Here is a 20,284-nt window from a genome sequence, read left to right as displayed (position 1 = left end):
CCAGGAGCGGGTGCAGCGATGTACTCGGGGGCGCGCGTCGCCCAGCGCACCACCCTGGGCACTTCCGGGCGCCGAGTGAACCGTTCGCCGCCGGGAAGCCGGAAACAGAGAGTCACGTCTCGCGTCCGCTGCGTAACTAGCGCTGGGTCGGACCCGTTGGAGGGGGCATGGGCTTCACGATCGGCATCAGCCGGGGCATGCGCGACATCCGGTCCGGCTCACGCCGCCGCGGCCGCTCGTCGGACGGCACCGCCGTGGCCGAGTACACCGGCCTGTGGGGCTGGGACGTGGTGCCGGGCGCCCGGGCCGCGGCGGGCGTCTGCTCCTGCGGCCGCCGTGACTGCCCGGCGCCGGGCGCGCATCCGCTGGACTTCGCGCCGGTGATCCCCGCCGGGGCGACGCTGGACGAGGTGACCGAGACCTGGGGCGAGTTCCCCGGCGCCTCGGTGATGCTGCCGGTCGGCCGGGCGTTCGACGTCATCGAGGTGGCGGAACCCGCCGGCTGCCGCGCTCTGGCCCGGCTGGAGCGCATGGGCCTGCCCGTCGGCCCCGTCGCGGTGACCCCGGACGGCCGCGCCCAGTTCTTCGTCGCCCCCGGCGCCGCCGCCGACCTGCCCGGCCTCCTCTACCGCATGGGCTGGGACGACCCGGCCGCCCTCGACCTGCGCGGCCTCGGCCCCGGCGCGCACATCACGGCACCGCCCTCGGACCACGGCGGTCTCGGCCCGGTGCGCTGGCTGCGCTCCCCCGCCCTGGATTCGGCATCCAGGCCACCGGAGGCCCGCCTGGTCCTGGGCACGCTGGCGTATGTGGCGCACCGGTCACGGGCCTAAGTTCCCAGCGCAGCGCCCTACACAGCGAAGCGCCCGACCCCGACTGCACCTCGGGGGCGGGCGCTTCCCTGCTGTATACGGACGTCAGGAGCCCACGCTCCGATGCTGTCCGCAGCTCATTCTCCGATAAGGGCGTCAACGAACGCCTCCGGCTCGAACGGCGCCAGGTCGTCCGCGCCCTCGCCGAGCCCGACCAGCTTGACCGGGACGCCCAGCTCACGCTGGACCGCGACCACGATGCCGCCCTTGGCCGTGCCGTCCAGCTTGGTGAGGACGATGCCGGTGATGTCGACGACCTCGGCGAAGACCCGGGCCTGGACCAGGCCGTTCTGGCCGGTGGTGGCGTCGAGCACGAGCAGCACCTCGTCCACGGGGGCCTGCTTCTCCACGACCCGCTTGACCTTGCCGAGCTCGTCCATCAGGCCGGTCTTGGTGTGCAGGCGGCCGGCGGTGTCGATGAGCACGACGTTCGCGCCCATCTCCTTGCCCTCCTTGACCGCGTCGAAGGCGACGGAGGCCGGGTCGCCGCCCTCCGGTCCGCGCACGGTGTAGGCGCCGACGCGCTCGCCCCAGGTCTGGAGCTGGTCGGCGGCGGCGGCCCGGAAGGTGTCGGCGGCGCCGAGGACGACGCTCTGGCCGTCGGCCACCAGGACACGGGCGAGCTTGCCGGTGGTGGTGGTCTTGCCGGTGCCGTTGACGCCGACGACCAGCACGATGCCCGGCTTGCGGTCCTCCGGCTCGGTCTTGACCGTGCGGTCCATGTCGCGGCCGACCAGCGTGATCATTTCCTCACGCAGCAGGGTGCGCAGTTCCTCGGGGGTGCGGGTGCCCAGGACCTTCACCCGCTCGCGCAGGCGCTCGACCAGTTCCTGGGTGGGCTGCACGCCGACGTCGGCGGTGAGCAGGGTGTCCTCGATCTCCTCCCAGGTGTCCTCGTCGAGGTGCTCGCGCGACAGCAGGGTCAGCAGGCCCTGGCCGAGAGCGTTCTGGGAGCGGGAGAGCCGGGCCCGCAGCCGGACCAGGCGGCCGGCGGTGGGCTCCGGTACCTCGATCTCGGGAGCCTCGGTGGGCGGCTCCTCGACGACGACCGGAGCCGAGCCGTCCGGGAGATCCACCTCCTCTATCGTGCGCCGCGGTTCCTCCCGCGGCGTCTCGGCCTCGTCGCCGACGTGCGGCTCGGCCGGTGGGGCGGTGATGTCGGGCGCTGCGGGCGGGGGCGGGGGCAGCTGCTTCTTGCGCCGGCTGCCGACGATGAGCCCGCCGAGCGCGCCGAGCACGACCACGGCGATGACTACAGCAAGGATGACGATGTCCATAACGCGTCCAGTATCAGTCATGGGGCCCCGGGTCACGCTGCTCGCACCGCCCTCCCGGGACAGGGGCCGCCGGATCTCCACACCTCTGGATGTCTGACGCGCCGTCAGCTAACGTCCTCCGGACACCCGCCCGGTGAAGGGAGACGTCCCATGCCCGTCTCGGTCGTACGCTTCAACCTCGTAGCTCCCGGGGCCTGTCCCGCCGAGCTCGGCGCCCGTTACCGGGCGGCCCTGGAGATGGCCTCGTACGCCGACGACCGGGGCGTGACCACCGTGCAGACGGAGGAGCACCACGGGGCCGACAACAACTGGCTGCCGTCGCCGTTCGCCTTCGCGGGGGCGGTCTTCGGCGCGACCCGGCGTGTCGCCGTCACCGTCTCGGCGGTCATCGGCCCGCTGCACGACCCGCTGCGGCTCGCCGAGGAGATCGCCGTACTGGATCTGCTGAGCGGCGGCCGGCTGGTGACGGTCGCCGGGATCGGGTACCGGCCCGAGGAGTACGACCTGTTCGGTGTGGACTTCGCCCGGCGCGGGCGGCTCCAGGACGAGCTGCTGGAGACGCTGCTCGCGGCCTGGACGGGCGAGCCCTTCGCCTACCGGGGCCGCACGGTCCGCATCACCCCGCGCCCGTGCACCGAGCCCCACCCGCTGCTCCTGGTCGGCGGCTCCTCCCAGGCCGCCGCCCGCCGGGCCGCCCGGCTCGGCCTGCCCTTCTTCCCCAGCGCGCACCTGCCGGAGCTGGAGGCGTACTACAAGGAACGGCTCGTCGAGTACGGCACCGAGGGCTGGGTGATGATGCCCGCCGCCGAGACACCGCTGCTGCACGTGGCCGAGGATCCGGACCGGGCCTGGGCACAGTACGGGGAGCACTTCCTGCACGAGGCGCGGACGTACGCCTCCTGGCAGTCGGGCGGCGTGCGCTCGGCGGTGAAATCGACGGCGACGACGGTCGAGGACCTGCGCGCGGAGGGCGTGTACCGGATCCTCACGCCGGAGCAGTGTGCGGGGCTGGGGCTGGACTCCTTCGTCCTGCATCCGCTGGCGGGCGGGATGCCGGTGGAGGAGGGGTGGCGGAGTCTGCAACTGTTCGCGGAGCGGGTGATGCCGGAGCTGGCGGGCTGACCCTCCCGATATCCGGTGGAACGTCTGCGCCCCCGGTGATGCACTGCGCGCTTGGCGGTGGATGTGTTCGTGCGGGACGCGGACGGCGAGTGGCGGTCCTGGACGCCCCCGAGGGGGGCGACGACTCGGCCGGTTGTATCTGCTCGTCGAGGCCCCGGAGGTGCCGGATTTCCTGCGGAAGGTGGCACTGCTGCGGGCGAACCTCGATCTGATCGCACCACCGAGCGCCCGCGCGTATCACGGAGCGCCGGACCAGCTGGAGTCACGGCTGCGCACCGTCGAGGTGACGGCCCTGCGCGTCCTGGAAAGCGGCGCCGACTTCCGATCCGGTGAGACAGCAGACCGCCGCCCCGGCTCGGGCAGTGGCCGAACCGGGGCGACGGCGGGTTACGGGGAGAGGGGCAGCGGGGACTTTGGCCCTTCTCCCCGAGTGTGCGGGACGGGCTCAGCCCATCTCCTCCAGCGCCTTGCCCTTCGTCTCCTTGACGAACTTCAGAACGAACGGGATGGAGAGCGCGGCGAACGCGGTGTAGATCACGTAGGTCGCGGACAGGTTCCAGTCGGCCAGCGACGGGAAGCTCGCGGTGATGGCCCAGTTGGCGATCCACTGCGCGGCGGCGGCCACGCCCAGGGCGGCGGCGCGGAGCCGGTTCGGGAACATCTCGCCGAGGAAGACCCAGACCACCACACCCCAGCTCAGGGCGAAGAAGAGCACGAACATGTGCGCGGCGATCAGGGCGACCCAGCCCTGAGTGGCGGGCAGCTGGCCGTCGACCAGGTCGTAGGAGAACGCCCAGGCCTCCAGCGCGAGACCGATCACCATGCCGACCGAGCCAATGAGGGCCAGCGGCTTGCGGCCGACGCGGTCGACGAAGATCATCGCGATCACGGTGCCGACGATGTTGATGATCGACGTGGTGAAGGAGTAGAAGAACGAGTCCGTCGGGTCGACGCCGACCGACTGCCACAGCGTCGAGGAGTAGTAGAACGCGACGTTGATGCCGACGAACTGCTGGAAGACCGACAGGCCGATGCCGATCCAGACGATCGGCTTGAAGAAGAAGCTGCCGCCGAGCAGGTCCTTGAAGCTGGACTTGTGCTCGCTCTTCATGGCGTGCTCGATCTCGGTGACACGGGCGTCCAGGTCGACGTCCTTGCCCTCGACCTCGGTGAGGATCTCCCGGGCGCGCTCGTGCTTGCCGACGGAGATGAGGAAGCGCGGGGACTCGGGGATGACGAAGGAGAGCAGCCCGTAGAGGACGGCCGGGACGACCATGACGCCGAGCATGACCTGCCAGGCCTCCAGGCCCATCAGCTTGCCGCGCTGGTCGCCGTCGGCGGCGTTCAGTACACCCCAGTTGACCAGCTGCGACACGGCGATGCCGATGACGATCGCGGCCTGCTGGAAGGAGCCGAGCCGGCCGCGGTAGGCGGGCGGGGCGACTTCGGCGATGTAGGCCGGGCCGATCACGGAGGCCATGCCGATGGCGAAGCCGCCGACGACGCGCCAGAAGGCGAGGTCCCACAGCGCGAACGGCAGCGCGGAGCCGACGGCGCTGACGGTGAAGAGGACGGCGGCGATCTGCATGCACCGGATGCGGCCGATGCGGTCGGCGATACGGCCGGCGGTCGCGGCGCCTATGGCGCAGCCGATGAGGGCGATGGCGATGACCTGGGCCAGGGCTGCGGAGCCGACGTCGTAGCGGTCGCGGATGGCCTCGACGGCGCCGTTGATCACGGAACTGTCGTAGCCGAAGAGGAAACCGCCCATCGCGGCCGCCGCCGCGATGAAGATGACGTGCCCGAGATGATCGGGATGAGCCGTCCTGGCTCCTGACCTGGATGCCTGCGCTGTGCTGGTCACGTGTACTCCTCGGGCCACCGGCAACGCTGCCGGAGCGAATCAGCCTTCGAGGTGCCACCTGAAGGTACCTGAAGGTAAAAGGAACGTTGCCGAGACTATGCCTTCAAGTTTCGAAGTCAATAGGTCAGTAGCTGTGAATCTGGAGCAGGAGTGTGTCGGTGATGTGTTCAAGTATTGAAGTCACCGAGAGCCGCAGGTGAGACCGGTGTAAAGCACACTCATCTAGCGGAGGCGCTGGCTGATGACCTTTGACACACCGTCGCCCTGCATGGAGACGCCGTAGAGCGCGTCGGCGACCTCCATCGTGCGCTTCTGGTGGGTGATCACGATCAGCTGGGAGGCTTTCTGGAGCTCCTGCATGATCCGGATGAGCCGCTGGAGGTTGGTGTCGTCGAGTGCGGCCTCGACCTCGTCCATGACGTAGAACGGGCTGGGCCGGGCCTTGAAGATCGACACGAGCAGTGCCACGGCGGTCAGCGACCGCTCCCCGCCGGAGAGCAGCGACAGCCGCTTGACCTTCTTGCCCGGCGGCCGGGCCTCGACGTCCACGCCCGTGGTGAGCATGTTGTCGGGGTCGGTCAGGATCAGCCGCCCCTCACCACCCGGGAACAGCCGGCTGAAGACGCCCTCGAACTCCCGGGCCGTGTCCCGGTAGGCCTCCGTGAAGACCTGCTCGACGCGCTCGTCGACCTCCTTCACCACCTGAAGGAGATCCGCCCGCGTCTTCTTGAGGTCCTCGAGCTGCTCGCTGAGGAACTGGTGGCGTTCCTCCAGCGCCGCGAACTCCTCCAGGGCGAGCGGGTTCACCTTGCCGAGCTGCTGGTAGGCACGCTCGGCGGCCTTCAGGCGCTTCTCCTGCTCGGCCCGGACGAACGGCCTGGGCCGGTTGCGCGGGTGCTCCGGATCCTCCGGCAGCTCCTCGCCCTCGGCGGGGGGCGAGGGCGGCACGAGCTGGTGCGGTCCGTACTCCGCCACCAGCCCCGCCGGTTCGACACCCAGCTCCTCCAGCGCCTTGGTCTCCAGCTGCTCGATCCGCAGCCGCTTCTCGGCGCCGAGTACCTCGCCGCGGTGGACCGAATCCGTCAACTTGTCGAGTTCGGCCTTGAGATCGCGCCCCTCGGTGCGGGCGCGGGCGAGTTCCTGTTCACGGCGGGCCTTGGCGGCCTCGGCGGCGGTGCGTTCCTCGTCCGCGCGGGCGAGGGAGACCTCGACGTGGGCGAGCAGCTGCCGGGCACCCGAGCCGACGGCCTCGGCGACGGCCGCCTCGTGGCGCAGCCGGGCCCGCCGCTGCTCGGCACGCGCGCGTGCCTCGCGCTCCGCGCGGGCGGCCCGGTCCAGGGAGTCGGCCCGCCCGGCCAGACCCTTCACCCGTTCCTCGTGCGTACGGACCTGGAGGCGGGCCTCCATCTCCGTCTGGCGGGCGTTGGCCCCGTCGGCGGCGAGCCGGTCCCGTACGGAGGTATCGGGCTCCTCCTCGATCGGCATCTCCTCGGCGACGGCGAGCCGCTCGGCGAGTTCCTCGACCTCCGCGAGTGCCCGGTCGAGGGCCTCCTGTGCCCGGGCCGCGGCGGCGGCGGACCGCTCGGCCTCCCCCGCGGCTCCCCGGGCCTGCCCGGCCAGCCGGCCGAGCTGCTGGGCGACGGCGGACTTCTCCCGGTCGGCGGCCCGGCGCCGCTCCCCCAGCTCCTCGACGAGCGCCGCGCACTCCTTGCGCCGTTCGACGGCCTCATGCTGGACCTCGGCCAGCTCCTCGCAGCGCACGGCCAGCTCTTCCAGCTCGGCGGCGGCCTCGTCGACGGACGCCTGTACTTCGAGGAGGCTGGGGGCGCCTGCGGAGCCGCCGTGGGCGAAGTGGGCGCCGAGGAGGTCGCCTTCGGTCGTGACGGCGGTGAGATCGGGGTGGGCGTAGACGAGGTCTTCGGCGTCTTCGAGGGTGCTGACGACGACGATGCCGTGGAGCAGCCGCCGGACGGCAGGCATGAGGTCGGCGGGGCCGCGGACCAGGTCGGCGGCGAAGGGGTGTCGTGCGTCTGCGGGATCGTCATGGCCGGTCGCGCCGTTCCCCGCGCCCCCAGGGTGAGCGTCTCCTGCCAGGAGCAGAGTCGCCCGGCCTCCGTCCTGTTTACGCAGGAGTCTGATCGCGTCTGCTGCCGAGGACGGACTGGTCACCGCGATCGCGTCCGCCGCGGCTCCGAAGGCAGCCGCGAGGGCGACTTCGTGCCCCGGGGTCACCGTCAGGAGTTCCGCCGCCGGGCCGAGGATGCCGGAGAGACGGTCCTTCGCCGCGAGCAGTATCCCGGTGCCGTCCTTGCGGCGCAGCCCGAGCGCCAGGGCCTCATGGCGGGCCTGGGTCGCGGCGCGGCCGCGTTCCGCCGCCGTGGTCGCCTCGCGGGCTGCCGTGAGGGCGGCCTCGGCCTCGGCGAGCTGCTGCTTCGCGGCCTCGTGCTGCTCGGCGAGTTCAGCGTCTGAGGCGTCGAGGCCGTCGACCTCGGCCTTGAGTGCCTCGTACTCCTCCTGCGCGGCGACGGCACGTTCCTGCGCCTCGTCGCGGGCGGCGGCCAGGCGTTCGATCTCGGCCTGGGCGGAGGCGGCGCGGGAGCGGGCGGCGTTGACCTGGCCGCTGAGCCGGGCCAGTCCCTCGCGCCGGTCGGCGATGGCGCGGGCGGCGTCCCTGAGGCGCCGTTCCTCCTGGGTCAGGGCGCGTTCCAGCTCGGCGCGGTGGGCGACCGTGTCCTCCAGGGCACGTTCGGCCGCCTCCAGGGCCGCCTCCAGCTCGGCCTCCTGCTCGCGGATGCGGGCGGCCTCGCGCTCCATGTCCTCCGGGTCGCGGCCGCGCCGTTCCTCGGGGGGCGCGGAGGTGGCGCTCTTCACGCGGGCGTCGGCCAGCGAGATCGTGCCGCGCACCCGCTCGGCGAGCTGGGAGAGCTCGTACCAGGTCTGCTGGGCGCGCTGGAGGCGCGGCGTGAGCTGCCGTACCTCGTCCTCCAGGAGCGCCTCCCGCTGGAGCGCCTTGCGCAGCTCCTGCTCGGCGGCCTCCTTGCGTTCCTTCAGCGCGGCCTCGTCGGCGACCTCTGCCTTGAGGGCTTCCCGGAGCCGTACGAGGTCGTCGGCCAGCAGGCGCAGCCGGGCGTCGCGCAGGTCGGCCTGGATGACGGCGGCCCGGCGCGCGACAGCGGCCTGGCGGCCGAGGGGCTTGAGCTGCCGTCTGAGTTCGTCGGTGAGGTCCTGCACGCGCGCGAGGTTGGCCTGCATCGCGTCCAGCTTGCGCAGCGCCTTCTCTTTGCGCTTGCGGTGCTTGAGGACGCCGGCGGCCTCCTCGATGAAGGCGCGGCGGCCCATCGGGTCGGCGTGCAGCACGGAGTCGAGCTGGCCCTGTCCGACGATGACGTGCATCTCGCGGCCGATGCCGGAGTCGGAGAGCAGTTCCTGGATGTCGAGGAGGCGGCAGGTGTCGCCGTTGATCTGGTACTCGCTGCCGCCGTTGCGGAACATGATCCGCGTGATGGTGACCTCGGCGTACTCGATGGGCAGGGCCCCGTCGGAGTTGTCGATGGTCAGGGACACCTCGGCGCGGCCCAGCGGCGGGCGGCCGGTGGTGCCGGCGAAGATGACGTCCTCCATCTTGCCGCCGCGCAGCGACTTGGCTCCCTGCTCGCCCATGACCCAGCTGAGCGCGTCGACGACGTTGGACTTGCCCGAGCCGTTCGGTCCGACGACGCACGTGATTCCCGGCTCGAACCGGAGTGTGGTCGCCGAGGCGAACGACTTGAACCCGCGGAGGGTCAGGGCCTTGAGGTGCACGCCGCCGGACTCTACCGTTCGGGTTCGTCTCACTCCATGAACCCACGGTTTCGCCACTGAACGCACAGGGCAGACCAGACGTTAAAGACGGTGAAAGGATGCGGGGGCAAGAAAGAAGGGACGCCTACGGCGTCCCTTGCACTTCTGACAACTCAGCGGTTATGACGGGCGGGCCCAACCACTGCGGTGCTGTTGTGGAGCGGTGCAGTGATCAGGTGAGCGCAGGCTCCGCCTGGTGTGCGTCAACGCTCTCCATGATCCTGTCGTGAGAAGCGGCAGCCGTCAGCGCCTCGTTCTCAGTCTGGATCCGTACGAGCTCGGATTCCAGGTCCTGGACGCGCTGCTGGAGCCGTCGCATCTCGGCGAGGAGTCGAGGGTCGGAGCCGCCGACGTAACCGAGAAGCGCCTTTGCCATGATGGATGGTCCTCCACAATGCGTGACCGACCGATGCGGTGTGGGTCGTGAGGGATTCGCACCCGCGATGCTTGGCAGGGCCTGGAGTTGTACTGCCGTTCAGCCATGCCAAACAGCTAGGTGCGCGGGGTGCTTTCAGCGTCTCACCAAAAAGTTTGACGGTCAACACGATCACGCCCCGTATTGGCGGACGACCCGGGCGCACACGGCCTGGAACGGCGGTGCTGCGGCTTCTGCGGGGCCCTCGGGGCGTGACGATCATCCTTGCGTGTGCGGTTGGCCAAGGCAAGTGATTCTTGCAATCACCAGCAAGTTTCCGTCCTGGGCGGCCTTCGGCGACCGGTCCGCGGGCGGCCCCCAGGGCCGCCGACGGTGTGGGATCAGCGGATGGCGAAGCCTTCGTAGCCGCCACGCGGTGTGTCCCAGATCTCGGTGACGCCGTCCACGCGGCCGGGCGTGTCGTCACTCCGGAGCCACTCCAGCAGGCCTTCACAGCCCTCTCGCGCGCCCTCCGCGACCACTTGGACGCGTCCGTCGCCCAAATTGAGAGCAAAACCACTCAGGCCGCCGATCTCCAGGGCCTTGGCCCGTGTGAACCAGCGGAAACCCACACCTTGGACGCGTCCACGCACCCAGGCGACCAGTCGCACATCCTCGCTCATGACCGCAACCTAACCGCCCGATCTTCCCTCCGGGCACTTCCTCCACTTGCGCCATGCGGTACCGTCCCCACCCAACGAATCTCATATGAAACTCACACGATCGCGTGAGTTTGGTGTTGATCTCGAGGACGAGTCGACCGCCAGGACGAGGAAGGCCAGGACATGGGACGCCACCGACGCTCCGCCGCCGGCCGCGCCGCCACGGGTCGCGCCGACGGCTTCGCGGAGGGCCACGACCCGCTGCACCCCACCGCGGGAGACGGCCCGACGATGGGCATCGCGCCCTACCTGAACCCCGAGGCGTACGCCGACACCTACGCGAAGAGCGAGGCTTACCTGTTCGCCACGGGCGCCTCCGAGCGGGGTGGCGGCCATGACGCCCGGACCGCCGAGACGGCCGGCTTCGCCGACGGCGGCTTCACGCCCGACGGCGGCGCCCGGCGCCCGGGCTCGCACCGCCGCCGGAAGAAGGCCGCGCGGCCGATGCGCACCGGGCTGCTCGGTGTGTCCGCGGCGGTCGCCCTCGGCACGGTCGCGGTCGCCACGGGCGCGGTGCCCGGCCTCGAGAACTACAAGCTCGGCGGGGACAACGGCGGCGCCGACAAGGTGCAGGCCGGGGACACACCGACGAACACCCCGACCGAGCAGGGCGGCACCACCGGCAGCGCCGACGGCCGGGACGGCGCGCCCACGAGCCGGGACGCCGAGCGCTCCCTGTCGCCGTCGCCGTCCGCCTCGAAGTCGTCGGCCGCGCCGACGAAGACGCCGGAGAAGACCCCGGAGAAGACCCCGGAAAAGACCCCGGAGAAGAAGAAGCCGGCGGTCACCCCCCGCGAGAAGCCGGACAACACCCCCTCCCGTACGGCCACGAAGGCGCCGCAGAAGCCCAGCGCGCCCGCCGCCCTCTCCGAGGAGTCCGCCGCCGCGGCCCAGGTGCTCAAGCTCGTGAACGAGGAGCGGGCACAGGTGGGCTGCAGCCCGGTCGCCGCGAACAGCGCGCTGACCGAGCTGGCGCAGAACTACAGCGAGGACATGGCCGCCCGGGGGTTCTTCGACCACACCGACCCGGACGGCAGGACGCCGTGGGACCGGGCCGAGAAGGCCGGGATATCCAACCTCGGCGGGGAGAACATAGCCCGTGGCCAGGCCGACGCCGCGGCCGTGATGGACGCCTGGATGAACAGCCCCGGCCACCGCGCCAACATCCTGAACTGCGACTTCAAGACGCTGGGCGTGGGTGTCGAGCTCGGGTCGGGTGGCCCGTGGTGGACCCAGAACTTCGGCTACTAGGCTCTCGCACTAACCAAAAGTTAGCGCAACCTGTTGGTCAGCGCTGCGCTGGCGTAGGCTGGGCATATGACCACCACCCAGGAGCTCACGGCGGGGCTGGGCGACCTCCCGTACAACGTGTTCGCCAGAGTCTGCCCCTCGCGCGGCACGCTGGAGCACGTCACGGGCCGCTGGGGCGCACTGACGCTGGGCGCCCTGTACGAGGGCTCGCTCCGCTTCAACGAGCTGCGTCGCCGCGTCGACGGCGTCAGCGAGAAGATGCTGTCCCAGACGCTGCACGCGCTGGAGCGCGACGGCCTGGTGCACCGCGAGGCACAGCCGACCAACCCGCCCCGCGTGGACTACGAACTGACACCGCTGGGACACGGCGTGGCCGAGCGGCTGCTCGCCCTGATCCACTTCGTGGAGGGCAGCATGGACGACGTACTGGCCGCGCGGGAGCGGTACGACGCGGCTAGGGCCTGATCCGCGGGGGCCGCTGGCACTTCGGGCAGTAGTAGCTCGACCGGTTCATCCAGGGCCGTCGGCGCATCGGGGTGCCGCAGCGCCGGCAGGGCAGGCCCTCGCGGCCGTACGCGTCGAGGGACCGGTCGAAGTAGCCCGACTCGCCGTTGACGTTGACGTACAGGCTGTCGAAGCTGGTGCCGCCCACCGCGAGGGCCGCGTTCATGACGTCCCGCACATGGCCGAGGAGCAGCAGGGTGCGCGGGCGCGTGAAGGTCGCGGTCGGGCGCTCGTAGTGGATGCGGGCGCGCCACAGGGCCTCGTCCGCGTAGATGTTGCCGACGCCGCTGATCAGCGACTGGTCGAGCAGGGCCCGCTTGATCGTGGACCGCTTGCGGCGCAGCGCCCGGTGGAAGGCCTCGTCGTCGAAGAGCGGGTCGAGCGGGTCGCGGGCGATGTGGGCGATGACGTCGGGCAGGCCGTCGGGGGTGTTGTCGTGCAGTGACAGACCGCCGAAGGTGCGCTGGTCGACGAAGCGGAGCTCGGTGTCCAGGGCGTCGGTGAAGCGGACGCGGATGCGCAGGTGTTTCTCGTCCGGGGCCGTCTGCGGCTGGACCAGCAGCTGTCCGCTCATGCCGAGGTGGGCCAGGATCGACTGGTCCGTGTCCTCCAGGGGCAGCCACAGGTACTTGCCGCGGCGGCTCGGGACGCCGATGCGGTGGCCCTTCAGGCGGTGCGCGAAGTCGTCGGCGCCCGCGAGGTGGCGGCGCACCGCACGCGGGTGCAGCACCTCGGCCTCGGCGACGGTCCGGTGGGCGACCCACCGCTCCAGACCGCGCCGTACGACCTCGACCTCGGGCAACTCGGGCATGGGGTCCCCCGTCACGTACCTGCGGATGACCCGAGCGCCCGCCCCGGGCAGGGGCGGGCGCTCGGGTGCGCTGTGCTGTGCCACCGCCCGGCTGGGGTGCCGGGGGGGCGGCGGCTGTCAGCCGTCGACGCTGCCGTCGACGGCCGTGTGGGCGGCCTGAGCCGCCGCCGTCTGCGTCGCCTCGGCGGCCTTGGCCGCCTTGGCGCGCTCGTCCGCCGCGGCCCGGATGGACCGCCAGGCGGACTCGGCGGCCTGCTGCTCCGCCTCCTTCTTGCTGCGGCCGGTGCCGGTGCCGTACGAGACGCCTCCGACGCGGGCGGCAGCAGTGAAGGTTTTCTCGTGGTCGGGGCCGGTCTCCGTGACCAGGTACTCGGGCACGCCGAGCCCTTCGGTCGCGGTGAGCTCCTGGAGACTGGTCTTCCAGTCCAGGCCGGCTCCGAGGTTCGAGGATTTCTCGATCAGCGGGTCGAACAGGCGGTGCACCAGCTCCGCCGCCGAGTCCAGCCCTTGGTCGAGGTAGACCGCGCCGATCACCGCTTCGAGGGTGTCGGCGAGGATGGACGCCTTGTCCCGGCCGCCCGTGCCCTCTTCACCCCGGCCGAGCCGGATGAAGGAGCCCAGGTCGAGCCCGCGCCCCACCTCCGCAAGCGCACGCGAGTTCACCACCGCGGCCCGCAGTTTGGCCAGCTGGCCTTCAGGCAGGTCGGGGTGGGTGCGGTACAGCGTGTCCGTGACGACCAGGCCGAGCACGGAGTCCCCGAGGAACTCCAGACGCTCGTTGGTCGGCAGACCGCCGTTCTCGTATGCGTACGACCGGTGGGTCAGTGCTCGCACCAGAAGGGCGGACTCGACCTTGTAGCCGAGCCGCCCTTCCAGAAGCGTGTGGGACGAGGCCTGGTTGTCCGCCGTTGCGCTCCCGCTCACGCGGGAAGACTTGTTCTTAGGCGTGGACACAGTGCCTCTCACCAGCCGCTCAGACCTCGAGGACCTGGCGCTTGTTGTAAGTGCCGCACGAGGGGCACGCGATGTGCTGCTGCTTGGGCTCGTGGCAGCGCTCGCACGCAACCAGGGTGGGGACCGCAGCCTTCCACTGCGACCGGCGGTGGCGCGTGTTGCTGCGCGACATCTTCCGCTTCGGAACAGCCACGGCTACTTCTCCTGCTTCTCGTCGACGCCCGGTTCGGCGCCGCTCATCTCGTCCTTCTCGCCGTCCGACATGGTGTCGGCGAGTCCCTGCAATGCCGCCCAACGGATGTCGACGGCGTCATGGTGGTGGTCCGGGTCGTCCGCCAGCCGTGCGCCGCACTCGGCACACAGACCAGGGCAGTCTTCCTGGCACACCGGCTGCATCGGCAGTGCGAGCACCACCGCATCACGCAGCACTGGCTCGAGGTCGAACAGGCCGTCCTCGAGGAAGAGCCTGTCCTCGTCGTCCTCGGCGTCGTCGCCCGGTTCCGCGATCACGCGGCCCCGGTCGTCGGCGTCAGGGTACGAGAACATCTCCTGGAACTCCGCTTCGACGTCGAGCTGAAGCGGCTCCAGACACCTTACGCACTCCCCCTCGGCGGCGGCACGGGCGGTGCCTGTGACGAGCACCCCTTCCATGACCGACTCCAGACGGAGTTGGAGCTCCACCGGGGCGCCTTCCGGCACTCCGATGACTTCCTTGAGGCCGAAGTCCTTGGGAGCGTCGACCGTGCGGGTCAGACGCTGAAGCGCACCGGGCCGCCGACCCAGCTCGTGCGTGTCGAACACGAGGGGGTTGCGGTGGTCGAGGCGGGCGTTCAGAGCCATTCCTGCTTTCGATCTGCCGAGCTGAGGGGGACGCCGCCCTTCGGTGTTCCCGGGCAGCGTTGATCGCGGACGTACGCGCGACCGAACAGCCAGGATACTGGACCTTTGCCTGTCGGCCCAATCCGGTGCTCAGCCGTTGCCGCGGCCCTGCTCGTAGGCCCGGAGCTGCTCGGCGCTGATCATGCCGGTGTCGAAGAGGCTGGTCTCGTCCAGGGCGTATCCCTGGTCGTTCTGGGAGCTCTGCTGCCCCTGCTGGGCCTGCTGGGCCTGGTTCGGGTCGTACGCGGCCTGCTGCGGGTCGTAGCCCTGGTAGGCGTAGGGATCGGCCTGCTGGTAGCCGTACGGGTCCTGCTGGGCGGCGTACGCCTGCTGCTGCGGGTAGCCGCCGTAGGGGTCGGGCTGCTGTTGGTAGGCGTAGGCAGGCTGAGGCTGTCCGTAGTCCTGCTGCTGGGCGGGCTGCTCGGCCGGGGGCTTCTCCTCCGGGAGGGCGGCCAGGCCGGCGAGGTAGTCGGCGTCGCTGGTGTGCTGGACGGTGCCGGTGTCGTCGGCGAGGGCGCCGAGGTCGTCGGTGGCGATCCGGCCGTGCAGCTTCTGCCGGCCGCGGCCGACGGCCTCCAGGGTCTTGGCGAGGACCGCCTCGAAGGCGCCGAGCTTGACGTCGACGTACTCGTCGGCGCTGCGGCGCTGGGTCTCCGGGTCGTGGCTGCGCTCGGGAGCGTCCTCGTCCTCGTAGCCCTGCTCGTCGGTGCCGGGGCCGGTGCCGAGGAGCTTCTCGCGGCCGCGGCCGACCGAGCCCAGGGTCTTGGTGAGGACGACCTCGAAGTTGGCGAGCTTGGAGTCGACGTAGTCGTCGGCCTCGGCGCGGATCTCCTCGGCCTCCCGGCGGGCCTCGGCGAGGATCCGGTCGGCCTCGGCCTGGGAACGGCGGGCGACCTCGGTGTCGGAGATCAGGGAGCCGCGCTCGGCGTGCGCGCTCTGGATGATCCGCTCGGCCTCCTGGCGGGCCTGTTCGACCATCTGCTCGCGGTCGCCGATCAGCTCCTGCGCCTGGGCGAGGGAGCCGGGCAGCGCCGCGCGCACCTCTTCCAGCATGGAGAGCAGTTCGGCGCGGTTGACCACGCACGAGGCCGACATGGGCATGGACCGGGCGCCGGAGACCGCGGCGACGATCTCGTCGAGCTTCTTCTGCACGTCCACCGTGTGCTCGCCACTCTCTACAGATGCGTTGGAGACGGACGGGACGACTGTACGGCCACGGGGTCCCCGGGGAACACCGGGTGACGGGGCGTCAGGGTCCCGTGGGGCGCCCGGGGCGTGTTCAGTCCTTCCGCAGGCGCTCGCCGAGGACCTGGAGGACCTCCGCGGGGACCAGGTGGGAGACGTCCCCGCCCCAGGTCGCGACCTCCTTGACCAGGGAGGACGACAGGAAGCTGTAGGTGGGGTTGGTGGGTATGAAGAGGGTCTCCACGCCCGAGAGGCCGTTGTTCATCTGGGCCATCTGGAGCTCGTAGTCGAAGTCGCTGACCGCGCGCAGACCCTTGACGATGGCGGGGATCTCGCGCTGCTTGCAGAAGTCGACGAGCAGGCCGTGGAAGGCCTCGACGCGGACGTTGCCGTACTCGGCGGTGACCCGGCGGATCAGGTCGATCCGTTCGTCGATCTCGAACAGGCCCTTCTTCGACTGGTTGATCATCACCGCGACGTAGACCTCGTCGTACAGCCTGGAGGCGCGGGAGATGATGTCGAGGTGTCCGTTGGTGATCGGGTCGAACGACCCGGGACATACGGCGCGGCGCACTTGTGATCCCTCGCTCTCCGGTCCGGTCATCGTGCGTCTTCGCACGTAGAGGCGGCGCGACCGTACCAAAACGTTCCCTCGCCGTACCGACGGGCCCGGAGGGCTTCGAAACCCTCGGGCCATCGGAATGCACCGCCTCTGGTGCTGCGCTCCACGGTGACGAGGGCTTCTTCGGCGAGCCAGCCTTCCGAGCGGAGTGTGAGCAGGATCTCGCGAAGATCGTCGTCCGTGACGGCGTACGGCGGGTCGAGGAAGACGAGGTCGTACGGGTCGCCGGGGGGTGTCGTGCGGATGATCTGTTCCGCTTTGCCTGATCTGACCTCGGCGCCGGGGAGTCCGAGGGACTTCACGTTGTCGCGGACCGTGCGGGCCGCTCGCGCGTCGGCCTCGACGAGGAGGGCGTGGCCCGCGCCCCGGGAGAGGGCCTCCAGGCCCACGGCTCCTGATCCCGCGTAGAGGTCGAGGACGCGTTCGCCTTCCAGGGGGCCGCCGAGGAGGGACTGCCAGGTGGAGAAGAGACCTTCGCGTGCGCGGTCGGAGGTGGGGCGGGTACCGGTGCCTGGGGGTACGGCCAGGCGACGTCCGCCGGCTGTGCCGGCGATCACGCGGGTCATCTTCGATCCTTGGTTGTGGGCGGCTTCACGTATCAGTGTGGCTGGTCGTGCCCGCGCGGCGGTAGCCGCATATGGACTACAGCCCCGCGCCCCTCGGGTCGGCTTCACTCACCCCTTTTCCAGATATTGCTCCCTCTCCTCGTCCAGAAGGGCGTCCAACGCCGTCCGCAGCGCCGGGAGGCTGGTCAGCTCCGGGTCCTTCGCCACGACAGCCGCCGCCTCCTCCCGGGCCTCGGCGATGATCTCCTCGTCCTCGATGACCGCGAGCATCCGCAGGCTGGTGCGGGCGCCCGACTGGGCCTGGCCGAGGACGTCGCCCTCCCGGCGTTGTTCCAGGTCGATGCGGGAGAGTTCGAAGCCGTCGAGCGTGGAGGCGACCGCGTTCAGGCGCTGGCGGGCGGGGCTCGCCTCGGGCATCTCGCTGACCAGGAGGCACAGGCCGGGGGCCGAGCCACGGCCGACGCGGCCGCGCAGCTGGTGGAGTTGGGAGACGCCGAAGCGGTCGGCGTCCATGATCACCATGACCGTGGCGTTGGGGACGTTGACGCCGACCTCGATGACCGTGGTGGCGACCAGGACGTCCGTGTCGCCGGCGGCGAAGCGGCGCATGACCGCGTCCTTGTCGTCGGGGTGCATACGGCCGTGCAGCACCTCGACGCGGAGGCCCTTCAGGGGGCCCTTGGAGAGCTGTTCGGCGACGTCGAGGACGGCGAGGGGCGGGCGCTTCTCGGCGGCGTCCTCGGGGGACGCCGCGGCCTCCGGGGACTTCTTCTTGCCGGTCTTCTTCGGGTCGTCCTCCTCGTCGCCGATGCGGGGGCAGACCACGTACGCCTGATGGCCGTTGCCCGCTTCCTCGCGGACCCGTTCCCAGGCGCGGGACAGGAAGTGCGGCTTGTCGGCGGCCGGGACGACATGGCTGGCGATCGGCGAGCGGCCGGCCGGGAGCTGGTCGAGGACGGAGGTCTCCAGGTCGCCGAAGACCGTCATGGCGACCGTGCGCGGAATCGGCGTGGCCGTCATGACCAGGAGGTGCGGGGGCTGCTTGCCCTTGCCGCGCAGGGCGTCGCGCTGCTCGACGCCGAAGCGGTGCTGTTCGTCGACCACGACCAGGCCCAGATCGTGGAACTGCACCTTGTCCTCGATCAGCGCGTGCGTGCCGATGACGATGCCGGCCTCGCCGGTCGTGAGGTCGAGCAGGGCCTGGCGGCGGGCGGCCGCGCCCATGGATCCGGTGAGCAGCACCACCTTGGTGCCCTGCTCGGACCCGCCCAGCATGCCGCCCTCGGCCAGTTCGCCCATCATCTCGACGATCGACCGGTGGTGCTGCTGGGCGAGCACTTCGGTGGGCGCGAGCATGGCGGCCTGGCCGCCGGCGTCGACCACGGCGAGCATGGCGCGCAGGGCGACCATGGTGTTGTGGGTGACGGTGAAGTTGTCGGTGACGTATGCATGGCTCGGGTGGGCGACGCTGATGCACTGGACGGGCTTCCGCCCCACGTACTCGACCGCCCGGATGCCGCGTCGGAACGTGTTGTACTTCGGCCTCGGACTCACGCGTGCTGCTTTGCGGGTGAGCCGGAACGGGGCGTAAGCGTCCGGCAGGGACACCTGCACGTTGTACGCGGCTTTCTTCGGCAGCACTCGCGCCCGGCCGCCCAGAGAACGTACGAGCCATGCGACGTCCTCCGCGAGTCGGCGCGAAGCCGAGCAGAGGGAGATGTTCATGCCGTCGGCGTGGACAGTGCCGTCCGTGTCCAGAAGCCCCTGCAACACCGCGAGACGGTCCTTGATCGGAGCGTTCTTGAAATCCCGGGGGACGAACTTGTCGTGGGACGTCGTTCCCCAGAGGCCCAACTCGCGCAGGACCTGGATCACCGGGTTGCGCACTCCCCCGGCACGCTGCTTGAGCTGGATCGTGTAGTCACCGTGCGATCCCTTCACCGGTACCAGTCGGCATTCGGGCGCTACTGCCGCCGCTACCGCGTCACGGATCTCGTCGTCGATGGTGGAAAGACGGAGATTGTGCTGGAACGAACCGTCCCCCAGCAGCAGTCCGATCAGGTACGGGTCGAGGGGCAGCCCGGCGTCGCCGCCGAGATCGACCGGCTTTGCCGGCGGGATGTACCACTTCGACGACCCGTTGGCCTTGAACGTGTCGAGACGGATCTCCCGGGTCGTCATGATCTTGGGAGCCTGACCACGGTGCCAACCGCAGCTCGTGCCGACGATCCAGAGATGCTCGTCGTCGCACTCGACGGAACTCCCGTCGGACAGGACCAAGCGCCACACATCGCGCTCTCCCTGAGGAAAGACGCCGTCGATCAGCGCGATGTCCCCGTCCGGCACCACCACCTCGTCGCCCACCCGCAGATCCCCCATGGGGCGGAAGCCCATGGGTGTGAGCACCAGCGAGTCGAGCGGCTGGGCCTTGCCCGATCCGACCTCTCCCTGGAGCAGGCGGTGCATCGGATGCTCGGTCGCCAAATCCTCGAAGATCTCCCGGGAGACACGCTGCTGGCCCTCGGTGAGGGTGAACGGGAGGCGGGCGTCGAAGGCCGTGAGGAGGCCGTCGGGGCTGGGTTTGCGGGGGACCGCCGGGAGCTGGGCGTCCGCGTGGCGGCGGCGGGCCAGGGCGACCTGGAGGACGAAGGCCTCGTCCCATTTGAGGCGGGCGCGGGCGTCCTCGATGTCCGCCTTGGTGTGCGGGCGGTGGATCTTCAGGAGGGCCTCGGGGAGGGGGACCAGACCGCGGCCCCGGCGCAGGGATTCCGGCAGCGGGTCGACGGCCTCCTGGGCGGTGGGCAGGACCGTCTGGAGCGCCTTGCCGATCTTCCAGGACTCCAGCTTGGCGGTGGCCGGGTAGATCGGGATCAGGGCGCCGGCCCATGTCTCGACGGACTCCTCAGGATCGCCCCGCAGCAACTCGTAGGCCGGGTGGGCCAGTTGGAGGCGGCGGTTGAAGACGGAGACCTTGCCCGCGAACATCGCGCGGGTGCCCGGCAGGAGCTCCTTGTGGGGCTTGTGAACGCCGTTGCCGAAGAAGACCAGTTGGAGGCGGCCGCTGCCGTCCGTGATCGTGACCTCCAGGCGCTGGCCCTTGCCGCGCGGGGCCCTGGCGGAGGCGAAGGTGTGCAGGCGGGCGTCGGCGACCTGGGCGACCACCGTGACGTGCTCGTCCATGGGGAGGTCGGCGAGGTGCGTGAGCTGGCCGCGCTCCTCGTATCTGCGCGGGTAGTGGTGGAGGAGATCGCCGACGGTGAGCAGGCCGAGGTGCTCGGCCATCACCTTCGCGGTGGCGGGGCCGAGCACCGACTTCAGTGGTTGTCGCAGCGGTTCGTGAAGTGCGGGCACGAGATCCATTGCACACCACGCCACTGACAATGCCGTAGAGGCCGTGGCGCAGGTCGCCGTATACGTCCCGGAAATCCCTGGTCAGGCGGCTGGTTCGGGCCTTAGGATG

General features: G+C 70.6%; 17 protein-coding genes. 4 read left to right on the top strand and 13 right to left on the bottom strand.

The genetic code is table 11. The features are described 5' to 3' along the window. Nucleotides 1–167: 167 nt before the first annotated feature. Nucleotides 168–833 (top strand): bifunctional DNA primase/polymerase, encoded by a 666-nt coding sequence (locus CP976_RS30860; RefSeq protein ID WP_150483249.1) that lies wholly within the window; start codon nucleotides 168–170, stop codon nucleotides 831–833. 116 nt (nucleotides 834–949) lie between these two features. On the opposite strand, the gene ftsY is transcribed toward CP976_RS30860, so the two are convergent. After that, complete coding sequence (gene ftsY, locus CP976_RS30855) at nucleotides 950–2,149, bottom strand: signal recognition particle-docking protein FtsY (protein ID WP_150483248.1); 1,200 nt, start codon at nucleotides 2,147–2,149, stop codon at nucleotides 950–952. A gap of 150 nt (nucleotides 2,150–2,299) precedes the next feature. On the opposite strand from ftsY, the gene CP976_RS30850 reads away from it, so the two are divergent. Then, on the top strand, nucleotides 2,300–3,271 hold the full coding sequence (locus CP976_RS30850; RefSeq protein WP_150483247.1) for an LLM class flavin-dependent oxidoreductase: 972 nt from the start codon (nucleotides 2,300–2,302) through the stop codon (nucleotides 3,269–3,271). Nucleotides 3,272–3,716: 445 nt separating this feature from the next. On the opposite strand, the gene CP976_RS30840 is transcribed toward CP976_RS30850, so the two are convergent. The 4 genes from CP976_RS30840 to CP976_RS30825 all read right to left on the bottom strand — a co-directional run bounded on the left by CP976_RS30840 (nucleotide 3,717) and on the right by CP976_RS30825 (nucleotide 10,013). Further along, nucleotides 3,717–5,135, bottom strand: a complete 1,419-nt coding sequence (locus CP976_RS30840; protein ID WP_086840421.1) for a sugar porter family MFS transporter — start codon at nucleotides 5,133–5,135, stop codon at nucleotides 3,717–3,719. Between the two features lie 222 nt (nucleotides 5,136–5,357). Next, a complete protein-coding gene (smc, locus tag CP976_RS30835; protein ID WP_150483246.1) occupies nucleotides 5,358–8,936 on the bottom strand; it encodes a chromosome segregation protein SMC in 3,579 nt (1,192 codons plus the stop codon). Between the two features lie 211 nt (nucleotides 8,937–9,147). Further along, complete coding sequence (locus CP976_RS30830; RefSeq protein WP_150483245.1) at nucleotides 9,148–9,351, bottom strand: hypothetical protein; 204 nt, start codon at nucleotides 9,349–9,351, stop codon at nucleotides 9,148–9,150. A gap of 380 nt (nucleotides 9,352–9,731) precedes the next feature. Then, on the bottom strand, nucleotides 9,732–10,013 hold the full coding sequence (locus tag CP976_RS30825) for an acylphosphatase (RefSeq protein WP_059421923.1): 282 nt from the start codon (nucleotides 10,011–10,013) through the stop codon (nucleotides 9,732–9,734). A gap of 162 nt (nucleotides 10,014–10,175) precedes the next feature. Here CP976_RS30825 and CP976_RS30820 point away from each other — a divergent pair, with 162 nt between their 5' ends. Both CP976_RS30820 and CP976_RS30815 read left to right on the top strand, forming a co-directional pair. Continuing rightward, complete coding sequence (locus CP976_RS30820) at nucleotides 10,176–11,303, top strand: CAP domain-containing protein (RefSeq protein ID WP_150483244.1); 1,128 nt, start codon at nucleotides 10,176–10,178, stop codon at nucleotides 11,301–11,303. A gap of 66 nt (nucleotides 11,304–11,369) precedes the next feature. Further along, nucleotides 11,370–11,768: a winged helix-turn-helix transcriptional regulator gene (locus CP976_RS30815; protein ID WP_150483243.1), complete on the top strand. Its 399-nt coding sequence runs from the start codon at nucleotides 11,370–11,372 to the stop codon at nucleotides 11,766–11,768. On the opposite strand, the gene mutM is transcribed toward CP976_RS30815, so the two are convergent. The 8 genes from mutM to CP976_RS30775 form a co-directional block, all read right to left on the bottom strand. After that, on the bottom strand, nucleotides 11,758–12,618 hold the full coding sequence (mutM, locus tag CP976_RS30810; RefSeq protein WP_150483242.1) for a bifunctional DNA-formamidopyrimidine glycosylase/DNA-(apurinic or apyrimidinic site) lyase: 861 nt from the start codon (nucleotides 12,616–12,618) through the stop codon (nucleotides 11,758–11,760). The genes CP976_RS30815 and mutM overlap by 11 nt on opposite strands. Nucleotides 12,619–12,735: 117 nt before the next feature. After that, nucleotides 12,736–13,572 (bottom strand): ribonuclease III, encoded by an 837-nt coding sequence (gene rnc / locus CP976_RS30805; RefSeq protein WP_373304907.1) that lies wholly within the window; start codon nucleotides 13,570–13,572, stop codon nucleotides 12,736–12,738. A gap of 19 nt (nucleotides 13,573–13,591) precedes the next feature. Beyond that, nucleotides 13,592–13,765, bottom strand: a complete 174-nt coding sequence (gene rpmF / locus CP976_RS30800; protein ID WP_003951102.1) for a 50S ribosomal protein L32 — start codon at nucleotides 13,763–13,765, stop codon at nucleotides 13,592–13,594. A 2-nt stretch (nucleotides 13,766–13,767) separates the two neighbouring features. After that, nucleotides 13,768–14,412, bottom strand: a complete 645-nt coding sequence (locus tag CP976_RS30795) for a YceD family protein (protein WP_150483241.1) — start codon at nucleotides 14,410–14,412, stop codon at nucleotides 13,768–13,770. Between the two features lie 129 nt (nucleotides 14,413–14,541). Then, nucleotides 14,542–15,609, bottom strand: coding sequence for an ATP synthase F0 subunit B (locus CP976_RS30790; protein WP_150483240.1), 1,068 nt, complete (start codon nucleotides 15,607–15,609; stop codon nucleotides 14,542–14,544). Nucleotides 15,610–15,730: 121 nt separating this feature from the next. Then, nucleotides 15,731–16,210, bottom strand: coding sequence for a pantetheine-phosphate adenylyltransferase (coaD, locus tag CP976_RS30785; protein WP_086840401.1), 480 nt, complete (start codon nucleotides 16,208–16,210; stop codon nucleotides 15,731–15,733). 26 nt (nucleotides 16,211–16,236) lie between these two features. After that, a complete protein-coding gene (gene rsmD / locus CP976_RS30780) occupies nucleotides 16,237–16,857 on the bottom strand; it encodes a 16S rRNA (guanine(966)-N(2))-methyltransferase RsmD (RefSeq protein WP_268250156.1) in 621 nt (206 codons plus the stop codon). Between the two features lie 75 nt (nucleotides 16,858–16,932). After that, nucleotides 16,933–20,184 carry a helicase-related protein gene (locus CP976_RS30775; RefSeq protein ID WP_150483238.1) on the bottom strand — a complete coding sequence of 1,084 codons (3,252 nt, stop codon included), beginning with the start codon at nucleotides 20,182–20,184 and terminating at the stop codon, nucleotides 16,933–16,935. Between the last annotated feature and the right edge of the window lie 100 nt (nucleotides 20,185–20,284).

The sequence above is a fragment of the Streptomyces coeruleorubidus genome (assembly GCF_008705135.1).
GTDB lineage: Bacteria > Actinomycetota > Actinomycetes > Streptomycetales > Streptomycetaceae > Streptomyces > Streptomyces coeruleofuscus.
Note: the sequence above shows the minus strand (reverse complement) of the source record. Positions and strands in the feature narration are given on the sequence as shown.

Bases quoted from the DNA above. Each gene is read 5' to 3' on its own strand.
- CP976_RS30815 (WP_150483243.1), top strand. From the start codon at position 11,370: ATGACCACCACCCAGGAGCTCACGGCGGGGCTGGGCGACCTCCCGTAC.
- CP976_RS30820 (WP_150483244.1), top strand. From the start codon at position 10,176: ATGGGACGCCACCGACGCTCCGCCGCCGGCCGCGCCGCCACGGGTCGC.
- CP976_RS30860 (WP_150483249.1), top strand. From the start codon at position 168: ATGGGCTTCACGATCGGCATCAGCCGGGGCATGCGCGACATCCGGTCC.
- ftsY (WP_150483248.1), bottom strand. From the start codon at position 2,149: ATGGACATCGTCATCCTTGCTGTAGTCATCGCCGTGGTCGTGCTCGGC.
- CP976_RS30830 (WP_150483245.1), bottom strand. From the start codon at position 9,351: ATGGCAAAGGCGCTTCTCGGTTACGTCGGCGGCTCCGACCCTCGACTC.
- CP976_RS30775 (WP_150483238.1), bottom strand. From the start codon at position 20,184: ATGGATCTCGTGCCCGCACTTCACGAACCGCTGCGACAACCACTGAAG.
- CP976_RS30795 (WP_150483241.1), bottom strand. From the start codon at position 14,412: ATGGCTCTGAACGCCCGCCTCGACCACCGCAACCCCCTCGTGTTCGAC.
- mutM (WP_150483242.1), bottom strand. From the start codon at position 12,618: ATGCCCGAGTTGCCCGAGGTCGAGGTCGTACGGCGCGGTCTGGAGCGG.
- CP976_RS30825 (WP_059421923.1), bottom strand. From the start codon at position 10,013: ATGAGCGAGGATGTGCGACTGGTCGCCTGGGTGCGTGGACGCGTCCAA.
- CP976_RS30850 (WP_150483247.1), top strand. From the start codon at position 2,300: ATGCCCGTCTCGGTCGTACGCTTCAACCTCGTAGCTCCCGGGGCCTGT.